The organism is Burkholderia sp. AU27893, from assembly GCF_002223205.1.
Classification (GTDB): Bacteria; Pseudomonadota; Gammaproteobacteria; order Burkholderiales; family Burkholderiaceae; genus Burkholderia.
Window position 1 is genome coordinate 2,024,615 of record NZ_NKFD01000001.1, and the last position, 20,123, is coordinate 2,044,737.

General features: G+C 67.6%; 17 protein-coding genes. 14 read left to right on the top strand and 3 right to left on the bottom strand.

Features of this window, described 5'->3' with window-relative positions:
• Positions 1-78: 78 nt before the first annotated feature.
• Entirely contained in the window at positions 79-726 is a 648-nt protein-coding gene (locus tag CFB47_RS09635; protein ID WP_089425370.1) for a TetR family transcriptional regulator, read from the bottom strand.
• Between the two features lie 150 nt (positions 727-876).
• Between CFB47_RS09635 and CFB47_RS09640 the strand changes: the two genes are divergently transcribed.
• The 7 genes from CFB47_RS09640 to CFB47_RS09670 all read left to right on the top strand — a co-directional run bounded on the left by CFB47_RS09640 (position 877) and on the right by CFB47_RS09670 (position 12,401).
• Positions 877-2,076: a MexX/AxyX family multidrug efflux RND transporter periplasmic adaptor subunit gene (locus tag CFB47_RS09640; protein ID WP_089461018.1), complete on the top strand. Its 1,200-nt coding sequence runs from the start codon at positions 877-879 to the stop codon at positions 2,074-2,076.
• Between the two features lie 20 nt (positions 2,077-2,096).
• The gene (locus CFB47_RS09645; RefSeq protein WP_089456181.1) at positions 2,097-5,234 is read left to right on the top strand and encodes a multidrug efflux RND transporter permease subunit; all 3,138 of its coding nucleotides are present in this window, start codon (positions 2,097-2,099) and stop codon (positions 5,232-5,234) included.
• Entirely contained in the window at positions 5,234-6,691 is a 1,458-nt protein-coding gene (locus CFB47_RS09650; RefSeq protein ID WP_089461402.1) for an efflux transporter outer membrane subunit, read from the top strand. Before CFB47_RS09645 ends, CFB47_RS09650 begins: the two co-directional genes overlap by 1 nt.
• Positions 6,692-7,527: 836 nt before the next feature.
• Complete coding sequence (locus tag CFB47_RS09655; RefSeq protein ID WP_039358675.1) at positions 7,528-8,040, top strand: fimbrial protein; 513 nt, start codon at positions 7,528-7,530, stop codon at positions 8,038-8,040.
• A 119-nt stretch (positions 8,041-8,159) separates the two neighbouring features.
• The gene (locus CFB47_RS09660; protein ID WP_089461019.1) at positions 8,160-10,613 is read left to right on the top strand and encodes a fimbria/pilus outer membrane usher protein; all 2,454 of its coding nucleotides are present in this window, start codon (positions 8,160-8,162) and stop codon (positions 10,611-10,613) included.
• A 16-nt stretch (positions 10,614-10,629) separates the two neighbouring features.
• A complete protein-coding gene (locus tag CFB47_RS09665) occupies positions 10,630-11,382 on the top strand; it encodes a molecular chaperone (protein ID WP_089461403.1) in 753 nt (250 codons plus the stop codon).
• Positions 11,379-12,401: a fimbrial protein gene (locus CFB47_RS09670; RefSeq protein ID WP_089456183.1), complete on the top strand. Its 1,023-nt coding sequence runs from the start codon at positions 11,379-11,381 to the stop codon at positions 12,399-12,401. Before CFB47_RS09665 ends, CFB47_RS09670 begins: the two co-directional genes overlap by 4 nt.
• Before the next feature lie 165 nt (positions 12,402-12,566).
• Here the strand turns inward: CFB47_RS09670 and CFB47_RS41155 are convergent, their stop codons facing one another.
• Both CFB47_RS41155 and CFB47_RS09675 read right to left on the bottom strand, forming a co-directional pair.
• Positions 12,567-12,704, bottom strand: a complete 138-nt coding sequence (locus CFB47_RS41155; RefSeq protein ID WP_179243633.1) for an HHHH-motif protein — start codon at positions 12,702-12,704, stop codon at positions 12,567-12,569.
• A 46-nt stretch (positions 12,705-12,750) separates the two neighbouring features.
• Positions 12,751-12,990, bottom strand: coding sequence for a hypothetical protein (locus tag CFB47_RS09675; protein WP_089440054.1), 240 nt, complete (start codon positions 12,988-12,990; stop codon positions 12,751-12,753).
• A gap of 318 nt (positions 12,991-13,308) precedes the next feature.
• Here CFB47_RS09675 and CFB47_RS09680 point away from each other — a divergent pair, with 318 nt between their 5' ends.
• The 7 genes from CFB47_RS09680 to CFB47_RS09710 all read left to right on the top strand — a co-directional run bounded on the left by CFB47_RS09680 (position 13,309) and on the right by CFB47_RS09710 (position 20,118).
• Entirely contained in the window at positions 13,309-13,965 is a 657-nt protein-coding gene (locus CFB47_RS09680; protein ID WP_089461020.1) for an RNA polymerase factor sigma-70, read from the top strand.
• Between the two features lie 86 nt (positions 13,966-14,051).
• Complete coding sequence (locus CFB47_RS09685) at positions 14,052-14,294, top strand: MbtH family NRPS accessory protein (protein WP_011351933.1); 243 nt, start codon at positions 14,052-14,054, stop codon at positions 14,292-14,294.
• 44 nt (positions 14,295-14,338) lie between these two features.
• Positions 14,339-15,349, top strand: coding sequence for a TauD/TfdA family dioxygenase (locus CFB47_RS09690; RefSeq protein WP_089461021.1), 1,011 nt, complete (start codon positions 14,339-14,341; stop codon positions 15,347-15,349).
• Positions 15,346-16,194, top strand: a complete 849-nt coding sequence (locus CFB47_RS09695; RefSeq protein WP_089461022.1) for an ABC transporter ATP-binding protein — start codon at positions 15,346-15,348, stop codon at positions 16,192-16,194. Before CFB47_RS09690 ends, CFB47_RS09695 begins: the two co-directional genes overlap by 4 nt.
• A complete protein-coding gene (fhuB, locus tag CFB47_RS09700) occupies positions 16,191-18,281 on the top strand; it encodes a Fe(3+)-hydroxamate ABC transporter permease FhuB (protein ID WP_089461023.1) in 2,091 nt (696 codons plus the stop codon). Before CFB47_RS09695 ends, fhuB begins: the two co-directional genes overlap by 4 nt.
• Positions 18,278-19,081: a siderophore-iron reductase FhuF gene (gene fhuF / locus CFB47_RS09705; RefSeq protein ID WP_089461024.1), complete on the top strand. Its 804-nt coding sequence runs from the start codon at positions 18,278-18,280 to the stop codon at positions 19,079-19,081. The genes fhuB and fhuF overlap by 4 nt, the downstream gene beginning before the upstream one ends.
• Positions 19,078-20,118: an ABC transporter substrate-binding protein gene (locus CFB47_RS09710; protein WP_089461025.1), complete on the top strand. Its 1,041-nt coding sequence runs from the start codon at positions 19,078-19,080 to the stop codon at positions 20,116-20,118. The genes fhuF and CFB47_RS09710 overlap by 4 nt, the downstream gene beginning before the upstream one ends.
• Positions 20,119-20,123 lie beyond the last annotated feature (5 nt).

The following is a 20,123-nucleotide window of genomic DNA, read 5'->3' on the forward strand; positions in this document are numbered from 1 at the left end:
AATTTTAAAGGGGGTCAGCTCACTCGTTTCGCAGTGCGGTAAATCGGGTTAAATCAGCATTTATTGCGACAAATTCCGTCAGTCCGGCAATTTGTGCGCGCGGCTTCGCAGCGCGGCGGACGTGCGCACGGTGTCGAAGCCGGCGTCGAGCATGGCCTCGGCGTCGTTCCACAGGTTGCCGCGCAGCCGGTTGGTCCAGATCATCGACGCGAACACGCCTTCGAGCAGCGACACGAGATAGACGGCGGCCAGGTGCACGTCGAGATCGGCGGCGACTTCGCCGGCCGCGATCGCGCGGCGCAGCAGCGCCTTCGTGATCCGCAGCATCTGCAATTCGAGCAGCATGCGGCGCCGCTGCAGCGCGCCGTTCTCCTCGCTCTGCTCGCACTTCGTATAGAGGATCACGAGCACGCGCTGCATCGGGCCCGGCTCGCCGCATTCCTGCAGATAGTGCGACGCGGCGCGCCGCAGCGTGGCGAGCGGGGGCAGCCCTTCGCCCGCGTCGAAGCCTTCCGACGTGCGCGCGAACGCGCGGTCGCACATCGCGAGACACACTTCCATCTTGTTGCGGTAGTGGCCATAGACGGCGCCCCGCGACATCCCGGCGGCCTCGGCGAGGTCCGCCATCGCGGTTTGCGCCACGCCTTTCTCGAGCAGCACGAGCTCGGCGGCGTCGAGGATCCGGTGCTTGATGGCGAGCGATTCTTCGCGGGTCTTGCGAGCCATGTCCTGAAATTCCTTACAGTTCGCTGTCGTTTTATTGAGACAGTGTGACGGTCAGATTGAAACGGCGTGTATTTAATCAGTCGTGACTGATTATAATCGGCCACCCTGAGCCGCCGCATTTTATCGGTGGCGAACGATCCGAGGTCACACATGAATAACAATCGCTCCCTGTTGCGCCACCGACTGGCGCCGTTCGCGCTGGCGGCCGTGCTGGCCCTGGCCGGATGTGGAAAGGGCGACAAGGACGCGGCGCCGGAGGCCGCGAAACAGGCGACGGTCGTGACGGTGCGCCCGACGGCCGTGCCGATGACCGTCGAATTGCCGGGCCGGCTCGACGCGTACCGGCAGGCGGAGGTGCGTGCGCGGGTCGCGGGCATCGTGACCGCGCGCACCTACGAGGAAGGCCAGGAAGTGAAGCAGGGCGCGGTGCTGTTCCGCATCGATCCCGCACCGCTGAAGGCCGCGCGCGACGCCGCGCAGGGCGCGCTCGCGAAGGCGCAGGCCGCCGCGCTCGCGGCGAGCGACAAGCGCCGCCGTTACGACGATCTCGTGCGCGATCGCGCGGTGAGCGAGCGCGACCACACCGAGGCCGTCGCGGCCGACACGCAGGCGAAGGCGGACGTCGCTTCCGCGAAGGCGGAACTCGCGCGGGCGCAGTTGCAACTGGACTATGCGACCGTCACCGCGCCGATCGCGGGCCGCGCCCGGCGCGCGCTCGTGACCGAAGGCGCGCTCGTCGGCCAGGACCAGGCGACGCCGCTCACGACCGTCGAGCAGCTCGATCCGATCTACGTGAACTTCTCGCAGCCGGCCGCCGACGTCGACGCGCTGCGCCGCGCGGTGAAGAGCGGGCGGGCGACGGGCATCGCGCAGCACGACATCGCGGTGACGCTGCTGCGCGCCGACGGCACCGCGTATCCGCTGAAGGGCAAGCTGCTGTTCAGCGATCTCGCGGTCGATCCGACCACCGACACCGTCGCGATGCGCGCGCTGTTCCCGAATCCGGAGCGCGAGCTGCTGCCGGGCGCGTATGTGCGGATCGCGCTCGACACGGCGGTCGACCAGCGGGCGATCCTCGTGCCGCGCGATGCGCTGCTGCGCACGGCCGACCGCACGTCGGTGCGGGTCGTCGGCACGAACGGCAAGGTCAAGGACGTCGAGGTCACGGCCGACCAGATGAGCGGCCATGACTGGCGCATCACGCGCGGCCTCGCGGGCGGCGAGCGCGTGATCGTCGACAACGCCGCGCAGTTCGCGCCCGACACGGACGTCAAGCCCGTCGAGCAGGCGCCGCCGTCGAAGGCAGTGCCGGCAGCGGCCGCTTCGCAGGCGGCCGCCCGTCAAACCTGACTGGTCAACACCACACCACCATGGCACGTTTCTTCATCGATCGCCCCGTCTTCGCGTGGGTGATCGCAATTTTCATCATGCTGGGCGGCGCATTCGCGATCCGCGCGCTGCCCGTTGCGCAGTACCCGGACATCGCACCGCCCGTCGTCAGCCTCTATGCGACGTACCCGGGCGCGTCCGCGCAGGTCGTCGAGGAATCGGTGACCGCGCTGATCGAGCGCGAAATGAACGGCGCGCCGGGGCTGATGTACACGTCGGCCACCAGCAGCGCCGGGATGGCGTCGCTATACCTGACGTTCAAGCAGGGGGTGAACGCCGATCTCGCGGCCGTCGAAGTGCAGAACCGGCTGAAGACGGTCGAGGCGCGGCTGCCGGAACCGGTGCGACGCGACGGCATCCAGGTCGAGAAAGCCGCCGACAACATCCAGCTCGTGGTGTCGCTGACGTCCGACGACGGGCGGATGACCGCCGTGCAGCTCGGCGAATATGCGTCGGCGAACGTCGTGCAGGCGCTGCGTCGCGTCGAGGGCGTCGGCAAGGTGCAGGTCTGGGGCACCGAGTACGCGATGCGGATCTGGCCCGACCCGGTGAAGATGGCCGGTCACGGCCTCACCGCGTCGGATATCGCATCGGCCGTGCGTGCGCACAACGCGCGCGTGACGATCGGCGACATCGGCCGCTCCGCGGTGCCGGAAAGCGCGCCGATCGCGGCGACCGTGCTCGCCGACGCGCCGCTGAAGACGCCGGCCGATTTCGGCGCGATCGCGCTGCGCACGCAGGCCGACGGCGCGGCGCTTTACCTGCGCGACGTCGCACGCATCGAGTTCGGCGGCAACGACTACAACTATCCGTCGTACGTGAACGGCAAGGTCGCGACCGGGATGGGGATCAAGCTCGCGCCGGGCTCGAACGCGGTCTCCACCGAGAAGCGCGTGCGCGCGACGATGGACGAGCTGTCCGCGTATTTCCCGCCGGGCGTGAAGTACCAGATCCCGTTCGAGACGTCGTCGTTCGTGCGCGTATCGATGAACAAGGTCGTCACGACGCTGATCGAGGCCGGCGTGCTCGTGTTCCTCGTGATGTTCCTGTTCATGCAGAACCTGCGTGCGACGCTGATCCCGACGCTCGTCGTGCCGGTCGCGCTCGCGGGCACGTTCGGTGTGATGTATGCGGCCGGTTTCTCGATCAACGTGCTGACGATGTTCGGGATGGTGCTCGCGATCGGCATCCTCGTCGACGATGCGATCGTCGTGGTCGAGAACGTCGAGCGGCTGATGGTCGAGGAGCGGCTCGGGCCTTACGACGCGACCGTCAAGGCGATGAAGCAGATCAGCGGCGCGATCATCGGGATCACCGTGGTGCTGACGTCGGTGTTCCTGCCGATGGCGTTCTTCGGCGGCGCGGTGGGCAACATCTACCGGCAGTTCGCGCTGTCGCTCGCGGTGTCGATCGGCTTCTCGGCCTTCCTTGCGCTGTCGCTGACGCCCGCGCTGTGCGCGACGCTGCTCAAGCCCGTGTCGGGCGACCACCACGAGAAGCGCGGCTTCTTCGGCTGGTTCAACCGCTTCGTCGCGAACGCGACGCAGCGCTATGCGACGCGCGTCGGCGCGATGCTGAAGAAGCCGGTGCGCTGGCTCGTCGTGTACGGCGCGCTGACCGGCGCGGCGGCACTGATGCTCACGCAACTGCCGACCGCGTTCCTGCCGGACGAGGACCAGGGCAACTTCATGGTGATGGTGATCCGGCCGCAAGGCACGCCGCTCGCGGAAACGATGCAGAGCGTGCGGGAAGTCGAGTCGGCCATCCGCCGCGATGAGCCGATCGCGTTCACGTATGCGCTCGGCGGCTTCAACCTGTACGGCGAAGGCCCGAACGGCGGGATGATCTACGTCACGCTGAAGAACTGGAAGGAGCGCAAGAACGAAGACGCGCACGTGCAGGCGATCATCGCGCGCATCAACGAGCGCTTCGCGAGCACGCCGAACACGACGGTGTTCGCGATGAATTCGCCGGCGCTGCCCGATCTCGGCTCGTCGAGCGGTTTCGACTTCCGGCTGCAGAACCGCGGCGGGCTCGACTACGCGACGTTCAGCGCCGCGCGCGAGCAGTTGCTCGAAACGGGCCGCAAGGATCCGGCGTTGACCGACCTGATGTTCGCCGGCACGCAGGACGCGCCGCAGCTGAAGCTCGACATCGATCGCGCGAAGGCGTCCGCGCTCGGCGTGTCGATGGACGAGATCAACACGACGCTCGCGGTGATGTTCGGCTCCGACTATATCGGCGACTTCATGCACGGCACGCAGGTGCGGCGCGTGATCGTGCAGGCCGACGGGCTGCACCGGCTCGATCCGGACGACGTGAAGAAGCTGCGCGTGCGCAACACGCGCGGCGAGATGGTGCCGCTCGCGGCGTTCGCGACGCTGCACTGGACGCTCGGGCCGCCGCAGCTCACGCGCTACAACGGCTTTCCGTCGTTCACGATCAACGGCTCGGCCGCGGCAGGCCACAGCAGCGGCGAGGCGATGACCGCGATCGAGCGGCTTGCCGGGAAGCTGCCGGCCGGTACCGGCTTCTCGTGGTCGGGGCAGTCGTTCGAGGAGCGGCTGTCGGGGGCGCAGGCGCCGATGCTGTTCGCGCTGTCGGTGCTCGTCGTGTTCCTCGCGCTCGCGGCGCTCTACGAGAGCTGGTCGATTCCGTTCGCGGTGATGCTGGTCGTGCCGCTCGGCGTGATCGGCGCGGTACTCGGCGTCACGCTGCGGATGATGCCGAACGACATCTACTTCAAGGTGGGGCTGATCGCGACGATCGGGTTGTCCGCGAAGAACGCCATTCTGATCGTCGAAGTCGCGAAGGACCTGGTCGCCCAGCGGATGTCGCTCGTCGACGCGGCGCTCGAGGCCGCGCGCCTGCGGCTGCGGCCGATCGTGATGACGTCGCTCGCGTTCGGTGTCGGCGTGCTGCCGCTCGCATTCGCGTCGGGCGCCGCGTCCGGCGCGCAGATGGCGATCGGCACCGGCGTGCTGGGCGGCGTGATCACGGCGACCGTGCTCGCGGTGTTCCTCGTCCCGCTGTTTTTCGTGATCGTCGGCCGCCTGTTCGACGTCGGCCCGCGCCGGCGAGGCGGGGCACAGCCGGCGACGATGGAGGGTTCTCAATGATGTTTGCGCTGAATGCACGCGCCGCGCTGCGGGCCCAGGTTGCGCTGGCCGCCGCGCTCGCGCTGGCCGGCTGCACGCTCGCGCCGCGTTACGAGCGGCCGGCGGCGCCGGTGCCGGCGACTTATACGCCGGTCGACGGCAGTGCCGCGCCCGCGGCCGAGGTGTCGCCCGCCGACGCCGCGCTGCTCGACGACTGGCGCAGCTACTTTACCGATGCCGCGCTGCAGGCGTGGATCGATGCCGCGCTCGCGAACAACCGCGACCTGCGGGTCGCGGCCGGCCGCCTCGAGGAAGCGCGCGCGCTGTACGGCGTGCAGCGCGCGGACCGGATGCCGTCGGTCGATGCGAACCTGGGCTATGACCGTACCCGCCAGTACGACCCGGTCGTGCGCGAGAGCGCGATCAGCGGGCTGTATCGCGCGGGCGTCGGCATCAGCGCGTACGAGCTCGACCTGTTCGGCCGCGTGCGCAGCCTGTCCGACGCGGCGCTCGCCGACTATTTCGCGACGGCCAATGCGCAACGCACGGTGCGCATCGGCGTGATCGCCGACGTGGCGGGCGCCTATGTATCGGAGCGCTCGCTGCATGAGCAACTCGCGCTGGCGCAGCGCACGCTGGATGCGCGCCAACGCATGGCCGCGCTCACGCAGCGCCGCTATGCGGCCGGCACGAGCGACGCGATCGAGCTGCGCTCGGCCGAGATGCTGGTGGCATCCGCGCGCGCGTCTCAGGCTGCACTCCAGCGCGAGCATGCGCAGTCCGTGCGAGCGCTGCAGTTGCTCGCCGGCGACTTCGCGCGCAACGTGCCGGGTGACACGACTGCGCTCGACGCACTGTCGATCGCGCCCGTGGCGCCCGGCGCGCCGAGTGCGTTGCTCGAACGGCGGCCGGACATCCGGCAGGCAGAGGCACGGCTCAAGGCCGCCAATGCGCAGATCGGCGCCGCGCGCGCGGCGTTTTTCCCGCGCATCACGCTGACGAGCGACTACGGCTCGGTCAGCGATGCGTTCTCGAGCCTGTTCACCGGCGGCACGAGCGTGTGGACGTTCGCGCCGCGCCTCACGCTGCCGATCTTCGCGGGCGGCCGCAATCAGGCGAACCTCGACGTCGCGAACGCGCGCAAGCACATCGCGGTGGCCGATTACGAGAAGACGGTGCAGACCGCGTTCCGTGAAGTGGCCGACGCGTTCGCCGCGCGCGACTGGATCGATCGCCAGCTTGCCGCGCAACAGGACGTGTATGCGGCCGACGGTGCGCGGTTGAAGCTCGCCGAGCGCCGTTACGCGGGCGGTGTCGCGACGTATCTCGAACTGCTCGACGCGCAGCGCAGCACGTACGAGTCGGGGCAGGAGCTGATCCGGCTCAAGCAGCTCAGGCTCGCGAATGCGATCACGCTGTACCGCGCACTCGGCGGCGGCTGGTCGCCGGCGTCGGCGGAGGCCGCGGCATCCGCGTAATGCCTGTCGCCTGACGCAAGCGCGTCGGGCGGCATGACGGTGGCGGTGCGCTTCGATGTGCCGCCGCCGCTTCCTTCGATCCATACCGCTGTTTCGGCGATATCTTTCCCCTCACTGCCAGGCTGGCCAGGACGCTTTCATCCTGTAGCAACGCGCATGCGTGCGTACCGGAACAGACGTCGTCGTGCGACCGCTCGCGTCGCCATTCCGCGCAAACGTGTGCGGGCCATTTTTCCTTCTTGCCCTGTTGCGATACAGACCGGATGGCGGGTTCCGACGACCGCTCATGCACGTGATTGACGATCCGGAATTGATCGATGAATTAATCAATATATTGGAAATAATGAGAGCGGCAAAGTGTCGCAGTAAAACGTTTGTATTCGTGTCGCAATCGTTTGCGCGAAAGAATTGAATTGATTGAATCGCCGGTTAATTTCCTTTTTGTTGAAAATGATTTGATATTGGCGTTGTCGTCCGGCAACGATGGCGGCATTGGACAATGCTTTGTCCTTTTCGACGATGATTTCTCGGGAGTCAATCCCAGCAAGGAGGAGCGGGATGGTTTCGGCTGTCGATCGAAAATATCCTTAATCTTCAATTGCTTCCGGAAAATAAAAAAGGACTGCGGATAAAAATTGAATGATTGTAAATCGACAGGAAAGAATGCGGATTTAGAGGGGTAAATCGGACATTGTCAGAAGCATTTGACAATGATTTACAGAAAACTTTCATGATTATCTCGATAATGCCGCCTCGTGTCGGACGGAAGCCACCGTGCGCTGCCGTTTGTGTCCGCCACGTCAACTACTCCATTTGCAGTCCTTACGGGAAACGTCATGAAAAAATCCATCCTGACCGCTGTCGCACTCGCGGCCCTGTCGACCTCGGCCTTCGCAGCGGGCACCGGCACGATCAACTTCACGGGCGAGATCGTCGCGGGCGCATGCGGCATCGATTCGGGCTCGGTCAACCAGACCGTGAACCTCGGCAAGGTGCCGACCAACGTGTTCAAGCAGGCCGGCGACAAGTCCACGCCGACCAACTTCGACATCAAGCTGACCGACTGCGACACGAGCGTCGCGCAGAACGCGTACTTCACGTTCACGGGCACGTCGAGCGCAGGCCAGCCGAAGCTGCTCGCGACGATCGGTTCGGCGACCAACGTCGGTATCCGCCTGCAGGCAGCGTCGGGTGAATACCTCGACAACGGCGCCGAACAGAAGGCACCGACCGTGCTGCAGAACGGCACGAACATCGCACGCTTCGCTGCGATGTACGAAGCGACCGCAGCCGGCGTGACGCCGGGTACCGCCGACGGCGTCGCGAACTTCACGGTTCGCTACCAGTAAGCCGCCGTACCGGGGAAGGGTGCGCGCACCCTTCCTCGTTCGCTTTTCCTCCTTTTTCTCCTTCCCTGGACTTCCGGTAGCGCCGCGTGCGAATCAGACATTCCTTCCTTTGCGTCTCCGTGCTGGTGGTCGGCAGCCAGAGCCATGCGACGGAATTCAATTCGTCGTTCCTGAACATCGACGGCTCGAACAACGTCGATCTGTCGCAGTTCTCGCAGGCGGACTTCACGCTGCCCGGCGAGTACATGCTCGACGTGCAGGTCAACGACCTGTTCTACGGGCTGCGGGCGATCGAATTCATCGCCGTCGACACGTCGGGGGCGGGCAAGCCGTGCCTGCCGCCGGAACTCGTCGCGCAGTTCGGGCTGAAGCCGTCGCTCGTGAAGGACCTGCCGCGCTTCCAGGGCGGACGTTGCGTCGATCTCGGCGCGATCGAGGGGGCGACCGTGCGCTACCTCAAAAGCGACGGGCGGCTCAAGATCACGATTCCGCAGGCCGCGCTCGAGTTCACCGATTCGACCTACCTGCCGCCGTCGCGCTGGTCCGAGGGGATTCCGGGGGCGATGCTCGACTATCGGGTGATCGCGAACACGAACCGCAACTTCGGGACAGGCGGCCGCCAGACGAATTCGATCCAGGCCTACGGGACGGTGGGCGCGAACTGGGATGCATGGCGCTTTCGCGGCGACTACCAGGCGCAATCGAACGTGGGCAATACGGCCTACGCGGACCGCACGTTCCGCTTTAGCCGGCTTTATGCCTTTCGTGCGTTGCCGTCGATCCAGTCGACGGTGACGTTCGGCGACGACTACCTGACTTCCGACATCTTCGACACGTTCGCGTTGACGGGCGCGTCGATCCGCAGCGACGACCGCATGCTGCCGCCTTCGCTGCGCGGCTATGCGCCGCTGATCTCGGGTGTCGCGCGCACCAACGCGACCGTGACCGTTTCACAGGCAGGCCGCGTGTTGTACGTGACGCGCGTGTCGCCGGGTGCGTTCGCGCTGCAGAACATCAATACGAGCGTGCAGGGCACGCTCGACGTCGCGGTCGAGGAAGAGGACGGCAGCGTGCAGCGCTTCCAGGTGACGACGGCCGCCGTGCCGTTCCTCGCGCGCGCCGGGCAACTGCGCTACAAGGCCGCCGTCGGCAAGCCGCGCCAGTTCGGCGGCGCCGGCATCACGCCGTTCTTCGGCTTCGGCGAAATCGCGTACGGCCTGCCGTTCGACGTCACCGCGTACGGCGGCTTCATCGCCGCGTCGGGTTATACGTCGATCGCGCTCGGCGTGGGCCGTGATTTCGGCGCGTTCGGCGCGCTGTCGGCCGACGTCACGCATGCGCGGGCGAAGCTGTGGTGGAACGGCGCGACGCGCAACGGCAACTCGTACCGCATCAACTATTCGAAGCACTTCGACGGGCTCGATGCCGACGTGCGCTTCTTCGGTTATCGCTTCTCCGAACGCGAATACACGAACTTCGCGCAGTTCTCGGGCGACCCGACCGCGTACGGCCTCGCCAACAGCAAGCAGCGCTACTCGGCGACGCTGTCGAAGCGTTTCGGCGATACCTCGACCTATTTCTCGTACGACCAGACGACCTACTGGGAACGCGCGAACGAGCAGCGCGTCGGCCTCACGCTGACGCGGGCGTTCTCGATCGGCACGCTGCGCAACCTGAACGTGAGCGTGTCGGCGTTCCGCACGCAGAGCGCCGGCGCAAGCGGCAACCAGGTCTCGGTCACCGCGACGCTGCCGATCGGCGGCCGTCACACCGTCACGTCGAACCTGACGACGGGCAGCGGCAGCACGAGCGTGAACGCGGGCTACATCTACGACGATCCGAATGGCCGTACCTACCAGGTCAACGCGGGCGCGACCGACGGGCGTGCGTCGGCGAACGCGAGCTACCGCCAGCGCTCGTCCGCGTATCAGCTGACCGCGCAGGCGTCGACGCTCGCCAACGCGTATGCGGCGGCATCGCTCGAAGTCGACGGTTCGTTCGTCGCGACGCAATACGGCGTGTCGGCGCACGCGAACGGCAATGCGGGCGATACGCGCCTGCTGGTGTCGACTGACGGCGTGCCCGATGTGCCGCTGTCGGGCACGCTCTCGCATACCGATTCGCGCGGCTATGCGGTGCTCGACGGCATCTCGCCGTACAACGTGTACGACGCGACCGTCAACGTCGAGAAGCTGCCGCTCGAAGTGCAGGTGACGAACCCGATCCAGCGCATGGTGCTGACCGACGGCGCGATCGGCTTCGTGAAGTTTTCCGCCGCGCGCGGCAGCAACCTGTACCTGACGCTGACCGACGCGGCCGGCAAGCCGCTGCCGTTCGGTGCATCGGTGCAGGACGTGGCGAACGGCAAGGAACTCGGCATCGTCGGCGAGGGCGGTGCGGCGTTCCTGACCCAGGTTCAGCCGAAATCCACGCTGGCGGTGCGGGCGGGCGAACGCACGCTCTGCACGATCGACACGCTGCCGAACCAGCTCCAACTCGAAGGCACGCCGATTCCGGTGACGTGCCAGACGCCCGGCGAGTCGCATGCAGCGGCCGCACGGGTCGAACGATGAATTCACGGATCCCGCGATGAAACATTCCTTCTCCCTTTCCCTTCCCCTTTGGCGGCACGCATGGTGCGTGCTCGCGACCGCCGGCGCGCTGTTCGCAGGCGCCGCGCAGGCGGCGATCGTGCCCGATCGCACGCGCGTGATCTTCAACGAAGGCGAACAGGCCGCGATCGTCACGATCACCAACAAGAGCGCGACGTACCCGTATCTCGTGCAGTCGTGGCTCGAGGACGCGAAGGGCAACAAGATCACGTCGCCGCTGATGGTCGTGCCGCCGCTGCAGCGCGTCGAGGCGAACGAGCGCAACGTGCTGCGGATCGCGAAGCTGCCCGGCACCGAGCTGCCGGCCGATCGCGAAACGGTGTTCTACCTGAACATCCGCGAAGTGCCGCCGAAGACGGATACGCCGAACACGCTGCAGATCGCGCTGCACACGCAGATGAAGCTGTTCTATCGCCCGAAGGCCGTGCAGCCGGCGCGCGAAGTGGACTGGACGCTGCCGATGACGTTGCGGGTCGATCAGGCCGCGCACACGCTCGTGTTCGACAATCCGACGCCGTATCACATCACGATCGTCAACCTGGCTTCGGGGGCGCAGAAGACGCAGGTGCCGCTGGAGCCGGTGATGGTGAGCCCGATGAGCAGCACGGACGTGCCGTTCAAGGCCGCGACGCCGTCGACGCTGTTCGTCACGCATATCGATGACTACGGTGGCCAGGTGGCGGTCGAGTATGCGTGTGAGGCTGCGGTTTGCAAGAGCGTGAAGAAATGAGCGGGGCGATGCATAAGCAGGGATCACTCGCGGGTTGGCTTCGCTGGGTTGTGCTCGCGCTGCTGATCGCGGCCGTGCAGCCCGCGTGGGCACTGCGTTGTCTGACCAACAGCGGTGCAACGTCGCTGACCGAGCCGGTTGGCGGGGTCGCCTCGTATCCGACCGACGCGCCTGACGGCTACGTCATCTGGGTGTCGCCGCCGCGCACGACGTCGGGGTATTGCTACAAGGACCTGGGCGACGACAAAAGCCTGAGCGTCATCGACAACATCTATTTCTACGCCAATCCGAATCGGACGGATCCCGCAGCATGGGGGCTCCAGATCGGGATCCGCTACAAGGGTGTCGATTACTTCGACCGGACCAGCGCACCGGGCGGCGGCGTACCGACCGGGTTCTGGGTGGATCCGTGCAAGCGCTCCGATTTTGTTGCCGGGCGTTGCAAGCGCACGCAGATCAGCATCGACTATCAGATCGTCATACGAAAGAAGGGCAACTGGATTCAGCCACCCAACGACATCTACACGGTGTTCCAGTTCGACGGCGAGGGCGGCCTGAATGCGTTCGGCACCAGCTTTCAGTATCGCCTGAGCGGCCTGCGCAATCTCAAACCGACGCCGTGCTTCGTCGACGTACTCGTGACGCCTGAACCGGGGATCGTCAACTTTGGTCAGGTCCAGTCGGTCGGCAACGGCTTTCTGCCAGCCGTGCCGCGCAAGCGCTTCTCGCTGTCGCTGACCAAGAAATGCAACGTCGCAGTGCGGGTCGACGGATATTTCGAAACGAGCTTTCCGGTCAGGAACGGTTTGCTGGTGCCTTCGAGTGACAGCAATTTCGGCATCGGGATCGAAGACAGCACGGGCAAGGCCGTTCCGTTCAACGAGCAGTTCACCTTGGCGCAATTCCCGTCGAACGTGATGAATCAGAGCGTACTGATGGACGCCGTGCTGAAGTCGTTCGGACCGCCAAAGATCGGCCGCTTCGATGCGACAGCGACGATCCGGTTGTTCATCTATTGAGGTCGATCGCAGCGTGATCGGGGCAAGCGTATCTGGACAGCGAATACCGGCCGATGTTATGGCAAGTCCGTCTCGCTCAGTCTGCGCTGCGCCCGGTTCAACGCAAATGGAGCGTTCCGACGCAGCCTGTAGAAAAGGCGCCGGTTTCCCGGCGCCTCTTGTCGTTTACCGCACCCAGCGGCAAACCTTGTGATGGTGATGCTCGAAGTGACACACGCGGTGCGGACGGGCTTCGGCGATCGCCGGCACGAGTACGGCGGCGGCGAGCGCCGCGACGGTCAGGGTTTTGAGTAGCGTCTTCATGTTGAGGTCCTGTCGTTGAATAGCGGGCTACGGGAGCGGCAGCGCATTACCACTGCGGCCGCTGATCGTCGCGATGGTCGTCCCGGCGATCGTCCCGGCGGTCGTCATGCCCGTCGGGATGCCGAGCTTCCCAGTCGTGGCGCTCCCAGTAGCGATTTCCGTCCCAGTAACGATCGCCATGCCAGCCGATCGTGACTTCGGTCGGGGCCGGATAGGCGACGCAGCCGGTGAGCATCACGCTCGACAGCGCACCCAGCATGACAGCGGATAGCACGATGGATTTCATGTTGTTCTCCCTGGGGAAACGGCACGTCGATCGTACGAGCCCTCAAAATTTCACGTGGTAAGAAGTTGCTACCGCCCATGACAGGACACCCCGGCGTTTCGTCAGAACCCGTGAAAGTAGCGGTAGCCGTATCCGCCGGACAGACGCGTCGATGGCCGCCTGCCACGACCGGCACCATGCGTCCCATCCGCCCCAGTAACGATTTCGCCGATTATTCAGACAAATCCTGACAACCGAAAGGGTCATTTCGTAATCGTATTGAGAATGATTTGCGTTTACGTTAAATTTCGCTATCTCGGAATTTGACGGAGCAGATCGATGGCGATGGCGGAAGTGCTCGACCGACCGGCGGCGGCAGCGGCAAACCCGTTCCTCGGCAGTTATCCCGACCGGCCGCCGCGTGCGCGCTGCACCGCGGAGCCCCGTGCGCAGGGCGCGTTGCTCGACGTGCTGATCTCGCATCGCGCGATGCTCGTCAACGTCGCGCGCGGCTTTGTCGGCTGCGCGAGCCGCGCCGAGGACGTCGTGCACGACGTGTTCGTGAAGCTCGTCGAATTCCCGAATCAGGACGCGGTGCGCCAGCCGGTCGCCTATGTCACGCGGATGGTGCGCAATGCGTCGATCGATGCGTGCCGCCGGCAAAGCCTCGAGAATGTCTATCACACGGAAGAAGACGACGGCTTCGACGTGCCGTCGCCCGAGCCGACGCCGGAAGCCGCGCTGCTGACACGCGACACGCTGCAGCGCGTGTGGGCGGCGCTCGACGACCTGCCGGCGCGCAGCCGTGCGGCGTTCGAGATGGTGCGGCTGCGCGAGGAGACGCTGCAGACCGCGGCGCGTGCGCTGAACGTGTCGCAGACGCTCGTGCATTTCATGGTGCGCGACGCGGAACGCCACTGCGCGGAATGCCTTGACGCGTGCCATCGCGGCGTCGCGTGCCCGGTGTTCCTGGGCGGCCGCGCACGGCGCCGGTAAAAAACCGCGCCGGCCAAACGTCTATCAGACAGGAGCGGCCGAAACCGCCGCTTCGCCACCTTCAACCGCCTCAGCGATTTCCGATCATGACGCAAGCCACGACGCCTTCCGCCGACACCGACGACCTCGTCTACACGGTCGTCATCAACGACGAAGAACAGTATTCGATCTGGCCGACGTTCCGGCCCGTGCCGGCCGGCTGGCGCGAGATCGGCGTGAGCGGCCCGAAAGCCGACTGTCTCGCGCACATCGAGACCGTCTGGACCGACATGCGCCCCGCGAGCCTGCGCCGCGCGATGGACGGCGAGCGCGCCTCGCGCGCGTCGTGACCCGCTGCGCCGTGATCCGGCGCGCCACCTGAAGAGGACGTTGCATGACCCTGCTATCGTTGCCGACGCTCGACGACCTGCGTATCGAGCCGGGGCTGCCCACCGTCGTGTCGCCGCGCGGCAGTGACGGCATGTCGATCGACGACGTCGCGCCGCTCGCGCGCGAGATCGCGGCCGACACGCTCGAACGGGCGGGCGGCGTGCTGTTCACGGGTTTTCACGTGCCGTCGATCGACGCGTTCCAGCAGTTCGCGGCATCGTTCGGCGATCCGCTGATCGGCTATGAATACGCATCGACGCCGCGCAGCCAGGTCGAAGGCGCGGTCTACACGTCGACCGAATACCCGCCGCACCGCGCGATTCCGCTGCACAACGAACAGTCGTATACGCGCGAATGGCCGCTGCGGATCTGGTTCCACTGCGCGCTCGCGGCGCCGAAGGGCGGTGCGACGCCGATCGCGGACAGCCGCGCCGTCTATCGCGCGCTCGATCCGGCGTTGATTGCGCGTTTCGAGAAACGCGAGCTGCTGTACGTGCGCAATTTTGGGCAGGGGCTCGACCTGCCGTGGCAGCAGTCGTTCGGCACCGACGAGCCGGCCGAAGTCGAGCGGATGTGCGCGGCGCGCGCCATCGAATGCGCATGGCGCACGGACGACGACGGCGAGCTGCTGCTGCGCACCCGCGAACGCTGCCAGGCCGTCGCGCGGCATCCGCGCACCGGTGAGCGCGTGTGGTTCAACCAGGCGAACCTGTTTCACCTGTCGGCGCTCGACGACGACATGCAGGAAGCGCTCGTCGACGCGGTCGGGCTCGAGAACGTGCCGCGCAACGTGTATTACGGCGACGGCGAACCGCTCGAAGCCGACGCGCTCGCGGAAATCCGCGGCGTGCTCGACCAGCAGCGCATCGTGTTCCCATGGCGCACGGGCGACGTGCTGATGCTCGACAACATGCTGACCGCGCATGCGCGCGACCCGTTCGAGGGGCCGCGCAAGGTCGTCGTCGCGATGGCGCAGAGTTATACGGTCCCGCGCGACCGAACGGAGGCTCGATGACGCGTCGTACCGCCGCGCTTGCCGCGCGCGGGCTGTCGGTAGGGTATCGCGACCATGTCGTGATCGACGGGCTGGACCTGTCGATCGCGGCCGGCCGCGTAACCGCGCTGTGCGGACCGAACGGCTGCGGCAAGAGCACGCTGCTGCGCACGCTCGCGGGCCTGCAGCCTGCACGTGTCGGTCATGTCGAAGTCAACGGCCAACCGCTTGCGGCGTTTCGCCGTCGCGCGCTCGCGCGCGAGCTGACGATGCTTGCGCAGTTCAACCAGATTCCGTCGGGGCTCACCGTGCGCGAGCTCGTCGCGTACGGGCGCTATGCGTACGGCGGCTTCCTGCGCGGCCTGTCGCGGACCGACCACGCGGCGATCGACGAGGCGCTCGAGACGAGCGGCCTTGCCGACGATGCGGAGCGCGACGTCGGCGCGCTGTCGGGGGGCGAGCGCCAGCGCGCGTGGATCGCGATGGCGCTCGCGCAGCAGGCGCCGATCGTGCTGCTCGACGAACCGACGACCTATCTCGACATCCATCACCAGCTCGACATCCTCGATGCGCTGCGCACGCTGAACCGCACGCGCGGGCTGACGATCGTGTGGGTGCTGCACGACCTGAACCAGGCGGCCGCGTACAGCGACGAAATCGTGCTGATGCGCGCGGGCCGCCTCGTCGCGCAGGGCACGCCCGACGCGATGCTCGATCCGGCGCGGCTGCGCGCGGCGTTCGGCGTCGAGATGCTGAAGCTTTCGCATCCGCAGACGGGCGCGCCGATGTGCGTGCCGGCCTACGGGCCGACGACCGACGGCGTGCCGCAGGCGGCCGGCGTCTTCGACCGGGATCTCGCCGTATGACGACGTTCGCGATGCGCAAGCGCCTCGCGGCGGCGGGGAAGGGCACGGCATCGAGCCGGGCCGGCGCGATCGCGTTCGGCCTCGTCGCGCTGATCGCCGCGCTCGCGGTGCTGCGCGTCGCCCCCGATCTGCGCGTGTGGTGGGACGCCGTGCCCGGCAGCGATGCCGCCGCGCTCGCGCACGTGTTCCTGTTCGACCTCAACCTGCCGCGCGTCGCGGCCGCGCTCGTCGCGGGCGGCTGCCTCGGCATCGCGGGCGCGCTGTTCCAGTCGCTCACGCGCAATCCGCTCGCGTCGCCCGACCTGCTCGGCGTGACGGGCGGCGCCCAGCTCGGCCTGCTCGCGGCGATGCTCGTGCCGGCGCTGGCCGGCGTCGCGTCGGTGCCGCTGCTGTTCGTCTGCGGGCTGGCCGCGGCCGCCTGCGCGATCGTCGCGGCCGGCGGCTGGCGCGCGACGCCGTTGCGCCTCGTGCTCGCGGGCAGCGTGTGCATGCTGCTGTTCGCGGCGCTGTCGACGCTCGTACTCGCGTTCTTCGAGCAGAACATCGCGGGCGCCGCGCTGTGGACCAACGGCAGCCTCTACCAGCCGGGCGCGACGGGCCTCGCGCTCGCCGCGCGCTGGCTCGTCGTGCCGCTCGTCGCGTTGCCGTTCGTGATCCGGCCGCTGAACCCGCTTACGCTCGGCGACGATGCGGCGGCCGCGGCCGGCGTGCGCGTCGACGCGACGCGGCTCGCCGCGACGATCGTCGCGGTCGCGTTCACGAGCGTGGCGGTCAGTATCGCGGGCCCGCTGTCGTATGTCGGCCTCGTCGCGCCGAACCTGCTGCGCCAGGTGCGCGGCGCGCGCGCGGCGCGGCTCGGCGTGCTGGTGCCGCTGTCGGCGCTCGCGGGCGGTGCGCTCGTGCTCGTCACCGACAGTGCGGTGCTCGCGTCCGGTCTCGACGCGACGCTGTCGACCGGCGTCGCGATCGCGCTGGTCGGCACGCCGCTGATGCTGGCGATGATCCGGCGCGGCGCCGCGTGGTCGGGCGTGCTGCACGCGGATGCCGAACGCGCGTCGGGCGGCGGTTCGACGCGGCTCGTCGGCTGGCTCGAACGGCTCGGCTGGCCGCTGCGCACGGCGCTGTTCGTCGTGGCGGGCGTGCTGATCGTGTTCGTCGGCGTGTCGGCCGGCCCCGAGTGGCTGTCGATCGCGCGCTGGTCGGCTGCGCTGTCCGGCCACGATGCGCTCGCGCGGATGCTGATCGACCTGCGCATGCCGCGGCTGCTGTGCGCGCTGCTTGCCGGCGCGTTGCTGGCGGTGAGCGGCGTCGCGATGCAAAGCGTCGTGCGCAATCCGCTCGCGGGCCCCGAAGTGCTCGGCGTCACGCAGGGCGCGGGGCTCGTCACGCTGTTCGCGTTGTCGACGTGGCCGCTGATGGGGCATGTGACGCTCGCGGCGGCCGCGCTGATCGGCGGCGGGCTGTCGCTCGCAGTCACGCTCGCATTGAATCACCGGCATCGCTATGCGCCGCTCGCGGTCGCGCTGACGGGCATCGTGATCGGCGCGCTGTGGACTACGCTCGCGCAATGGCTGATCACGCAGGAAAGCGTGCAGCCCGCGCGCTTCGTCGTGTGGCTCGTCGGCGGTACCTATGGCCGGAGTTGGGGCGAGGTGTCGATGCTGCTGCCGTGGTGCGTGCTCGCGGTGCCCGTGTTCGCCTGGCTCGCGAAACCGCTCGACATGCTCGCGCTCGGCGACGACCAGGCCGCCGCGCTCGGCCTGCCGGTGGCCGCGTTGCGGCCGCTCGCGCTGACGATCGCGACGCTCGCCGCATGCGCGGCCGTCGCGGCGGTCGGGCCGGTCGGCTTCATCGGGTTGATGGCGCCGCACGTCGCGACGATGCTCGGCGCGCGCCGGCACCGGACGCGGCTGTGGCTCGCGGCTGCTTGCGGCGCGCTGATCCTCGGTGTGGCGGATCTCGCGGCGCGTACGGTCGTCGCGCCGCGCGAAGTGCCGGCCGGCGTGCTGACCGCGCTGATCGGCGCGCCGTACCTGCTCGGGTTGCTGATCCTCGAGGGGCGCCGCGCCCGGCGCGCAGGGCGATGACGCCCGCGCTCGACGGCGCGCGCGCCACGCGCTTCTCGGCGTTCGCGCCCGAACCGTTTGCGGACCACCTCGACGTCGTCTGGCTCGGCATGCCGGACGACGCGCACGATGCGCCGGGCCGGATCGTCGTACCCGTCAGCGCGTTGCCTGCGTATCGCGACATCGTGCTCGACGCGATGGTCGGCCATTACGGCGGGGATCCGGCGCAGCATGCACGCGCGCTGATGTCGCAATGGAGCAAATACTATTTCGGCCGGGCGGCGCCGGCCGGCGTCGTCGCCGCGCTGACGCTCGGCCGGCCGCTCGACATGTCGCCCGAGCGCACGTTCGTCGCGCTCGACGACGGGATGCCCGCTGCACTGTATTTCCCGCACGATGCGCTCGGCGCACCGTGCGACGACCCGGCGCCCCGTTATGCGGGGCTCGTCGCGCATCTCGGCGCGGTGATCGACCTGCTTGCGGCGATGGGCCGCGTCACGCCGCGCGTGTTGTGGAGCAACGCGGGCAACCTGCTCGACTATCTGCTCGATACGTGTCGTGCGCTGCCATGCGCGGCCGATCCCGTCCGCGATGCGGGCTGGCTGTTCGGTTCGCGCTGCGTGCATGGCGAGCCGAACCCGCTGCGCGTGCCGGTGCGCGATGCCGTGCCGCGCTCGGCGCTGCTGCCGACGCCGTTTCGTGCGCGCCGCGTGTGCTGCCTGCGCTATGAAATTCCTGGAGAAACGCAACTGTGTGGAAGCTGCCCCCTGCTACTGACGATGGACGACGCGGCGCTGGCCGAGCAGGACGCGATCCGGTGATGGATGCCGGCCGCCGGCACGCGCTCGGCGCACTCGCGGCGGCACTTGGCGCCGCGTGCTGCGGTACGTTTTCCGCATCGTCCGGCGCAATGGCCGCGACCCTCGACGCCCATCGCGCGCAGGGCGCGCGTGCGCCGGGGGAGGTGTCGCTGGCCGGTAACCCCGTCGTGTCGCAGGCGAGCGCGACGATGCCGGTGCGCCCGCAGCGCGTGGTCGCGCTCGACTTCATGTTCGCGGAAAGCGTGATCGCGCTCGACCTCGTGCCGGTCGGGATGGCCGATACCGCGTTCTATCCGGGCTGGCTCGGCTATCAAAGCGAACGGCTCGCGAACGTGACCGATATCGGTTCGCGCCAGGAGCCGGGGCTCGAGGCGATCGCGGCGGTCAAGCCGGACCTGATCATCGGTGTCGGTTTCCGCCATGCGCCGATCTTCGACGCGCTCGACCGAATCGCACCGACGATCCTGTTCCAGTTCAGCCCGAATGTGTCGGACGGCGGCGTGCCGGTCACGCAGCTCGACTGGATGCGGCAGATCTTTCGGACGATCGGTGCGGTGACAGGGCGCGACGCGCGTGCGCAGGCGGTCGATGCGCAGCTCGACGCGGGCATCGCGCGCAATGCGGCGCGGCTCGCGGCCGCGGGCCGCAAGGGCGAGCGCGTCGCGCTGCTGCAGGATCTCGGCTTGCCCGACCGCTACTGGGCCTATACCGGCAACAGCACGTCGGCCGGGCTCGCGCGGGCGCTCGGGCTCGATCCGTGGCCGAAGAAGCCGACGCGGGAAGGCACGCTGTACGTGACGTCGGCCGACTTGCTCAGGCAGCGCGAGCTGGCCGTGCTGTTCGTGACCGCGTCGGGGATGGACGTGCCGCTTTCCGCGAAACTCGATTCGCCGGTGTGGCGCTTCGTGCCCGCGATGAAGGAACACCGGATCGCGCTGATCGAACGCAATATCTGGGGGTTCGGCGGACCGATGTCGGCGCTGAAGCTGGCCGACGTGATGACCGATACGATGCTGAAGCTGCCGGCCGTGCGTTGAGCCGA

What these genes read in the sequence shown, in the direction of transcription:
- CFB47_RS09655 (WP_039358675.1), top strand. Translation starts at nt 7,528, where the DNA reads ATGAAAAAATCCATCCTGACCGCTGTCGCACTCGCGGCCCTGTCGACC.
- CFB47_RS09650 (WP_089461402.1), top strand. Translation starts at nt 5,234, where the DNA reads ATGTTTGCGCTGAATGCACGCGCCGCGCTGCGGGCCCAGGTTGCGCTG.
- CFB47_RS09680 (WP_089461020.1), top strand. Translation starts at nt 13,309, where the DNA reads ATGGCGATGGCGGAAGTGCTCGACCGACCGGCGGCGGCAGCGGCAAAC.
- CFB47_RS09690 (WP_089461021.1), top strand. Translation starts at nt 14,339, where the DNA reads ATGACCCTGCTATCGTTGCCGACGCTCGACGACCTGCGTATCGAGCCG.
- CFB47_RS09685 (WP_011351933.1), top strand. Translation starts at nt 14,052, where the DNA reads ATGACGCAAGCCACGACGCCTTCCGCCGACACCGACGACCTCGTCTAC.
- CFB47_RS09670 (WP_089456183.1), top strand. Translation starts at nt 11,379, where the DNA reads ATGAGCGGGGCGATGCATAAGCAGGGATCACTCGCGGGTTGGCTTCGC.
- fhuF (WP_089461024.1), top strand. Translation starts at nt 18,278, where the DNA reads ATGACGCCCGCGCTCGACGGCGCGCGCGCCACGCGCTTCTCGGCGTTC.
- fhuB (WP_089461023.1), top strand. Translation starts at nt 16,191, where the DNA reads ATGACGACGTTCGCGATGCGCAAGCGCCTCGCGGCGGCGGGGAAGGGC.
- CFB47_RS09695 (WP_089461022.1), top strand. Translation starts at nt 15,346, where the DNA reads ATGACGCGTCGTACCGCCGCGCTTGCCGCGCGCGGGCTGTCGGTAGGG.
- CFB47_RS09645 (WP_089456181.1), top strand. Translation starts at nt 2,097, where the DNA reads ATGGCACGTTTCTTCATCGATCGCCCCGTCTTCGCGTGGGTGATCGCA.
- CFB47_RS09635 (WP_089425370.1), bottom strand. Translation starts at nt 726, where the DNA reads ATGGCTCGCAAGACCCGCGAAGAATCGCTCGCCATCAAGCACCGGATC.
- CFB47_RS09675 (WP_089440054.1), bottom strand. Translation starts at nt 12,990, where the DNA reads ATGAAATCCATCGTGCTATCCGCTGTCATGCTGGGTGCGCTGTCGAGC.
- CFB47_RS41155 (WP_179243633.1), bottom strand. Translation starts at nt 12,704, where the DNA reads ATGAAGACGCTACTCAAAACCCTGACCGTCGCGGCGCTCGCCGCCGCC.
- CFB47_RS09665 (WP_089461403.1), top strand. Translation starts at nt 10,630, where the DNA reads ATGAAACATTCCTTCTCCCTTTCCCTTCCCCTTTGGCGGCACGCATGG.
- CFB47_RS09640 (WP_089461018.1), top strand. Translation starts at nt 877, where the DNA reads ATGAATAACAATCGCTCCCTGTTGCGCCACCGACTGGCGCCGTTCGCG.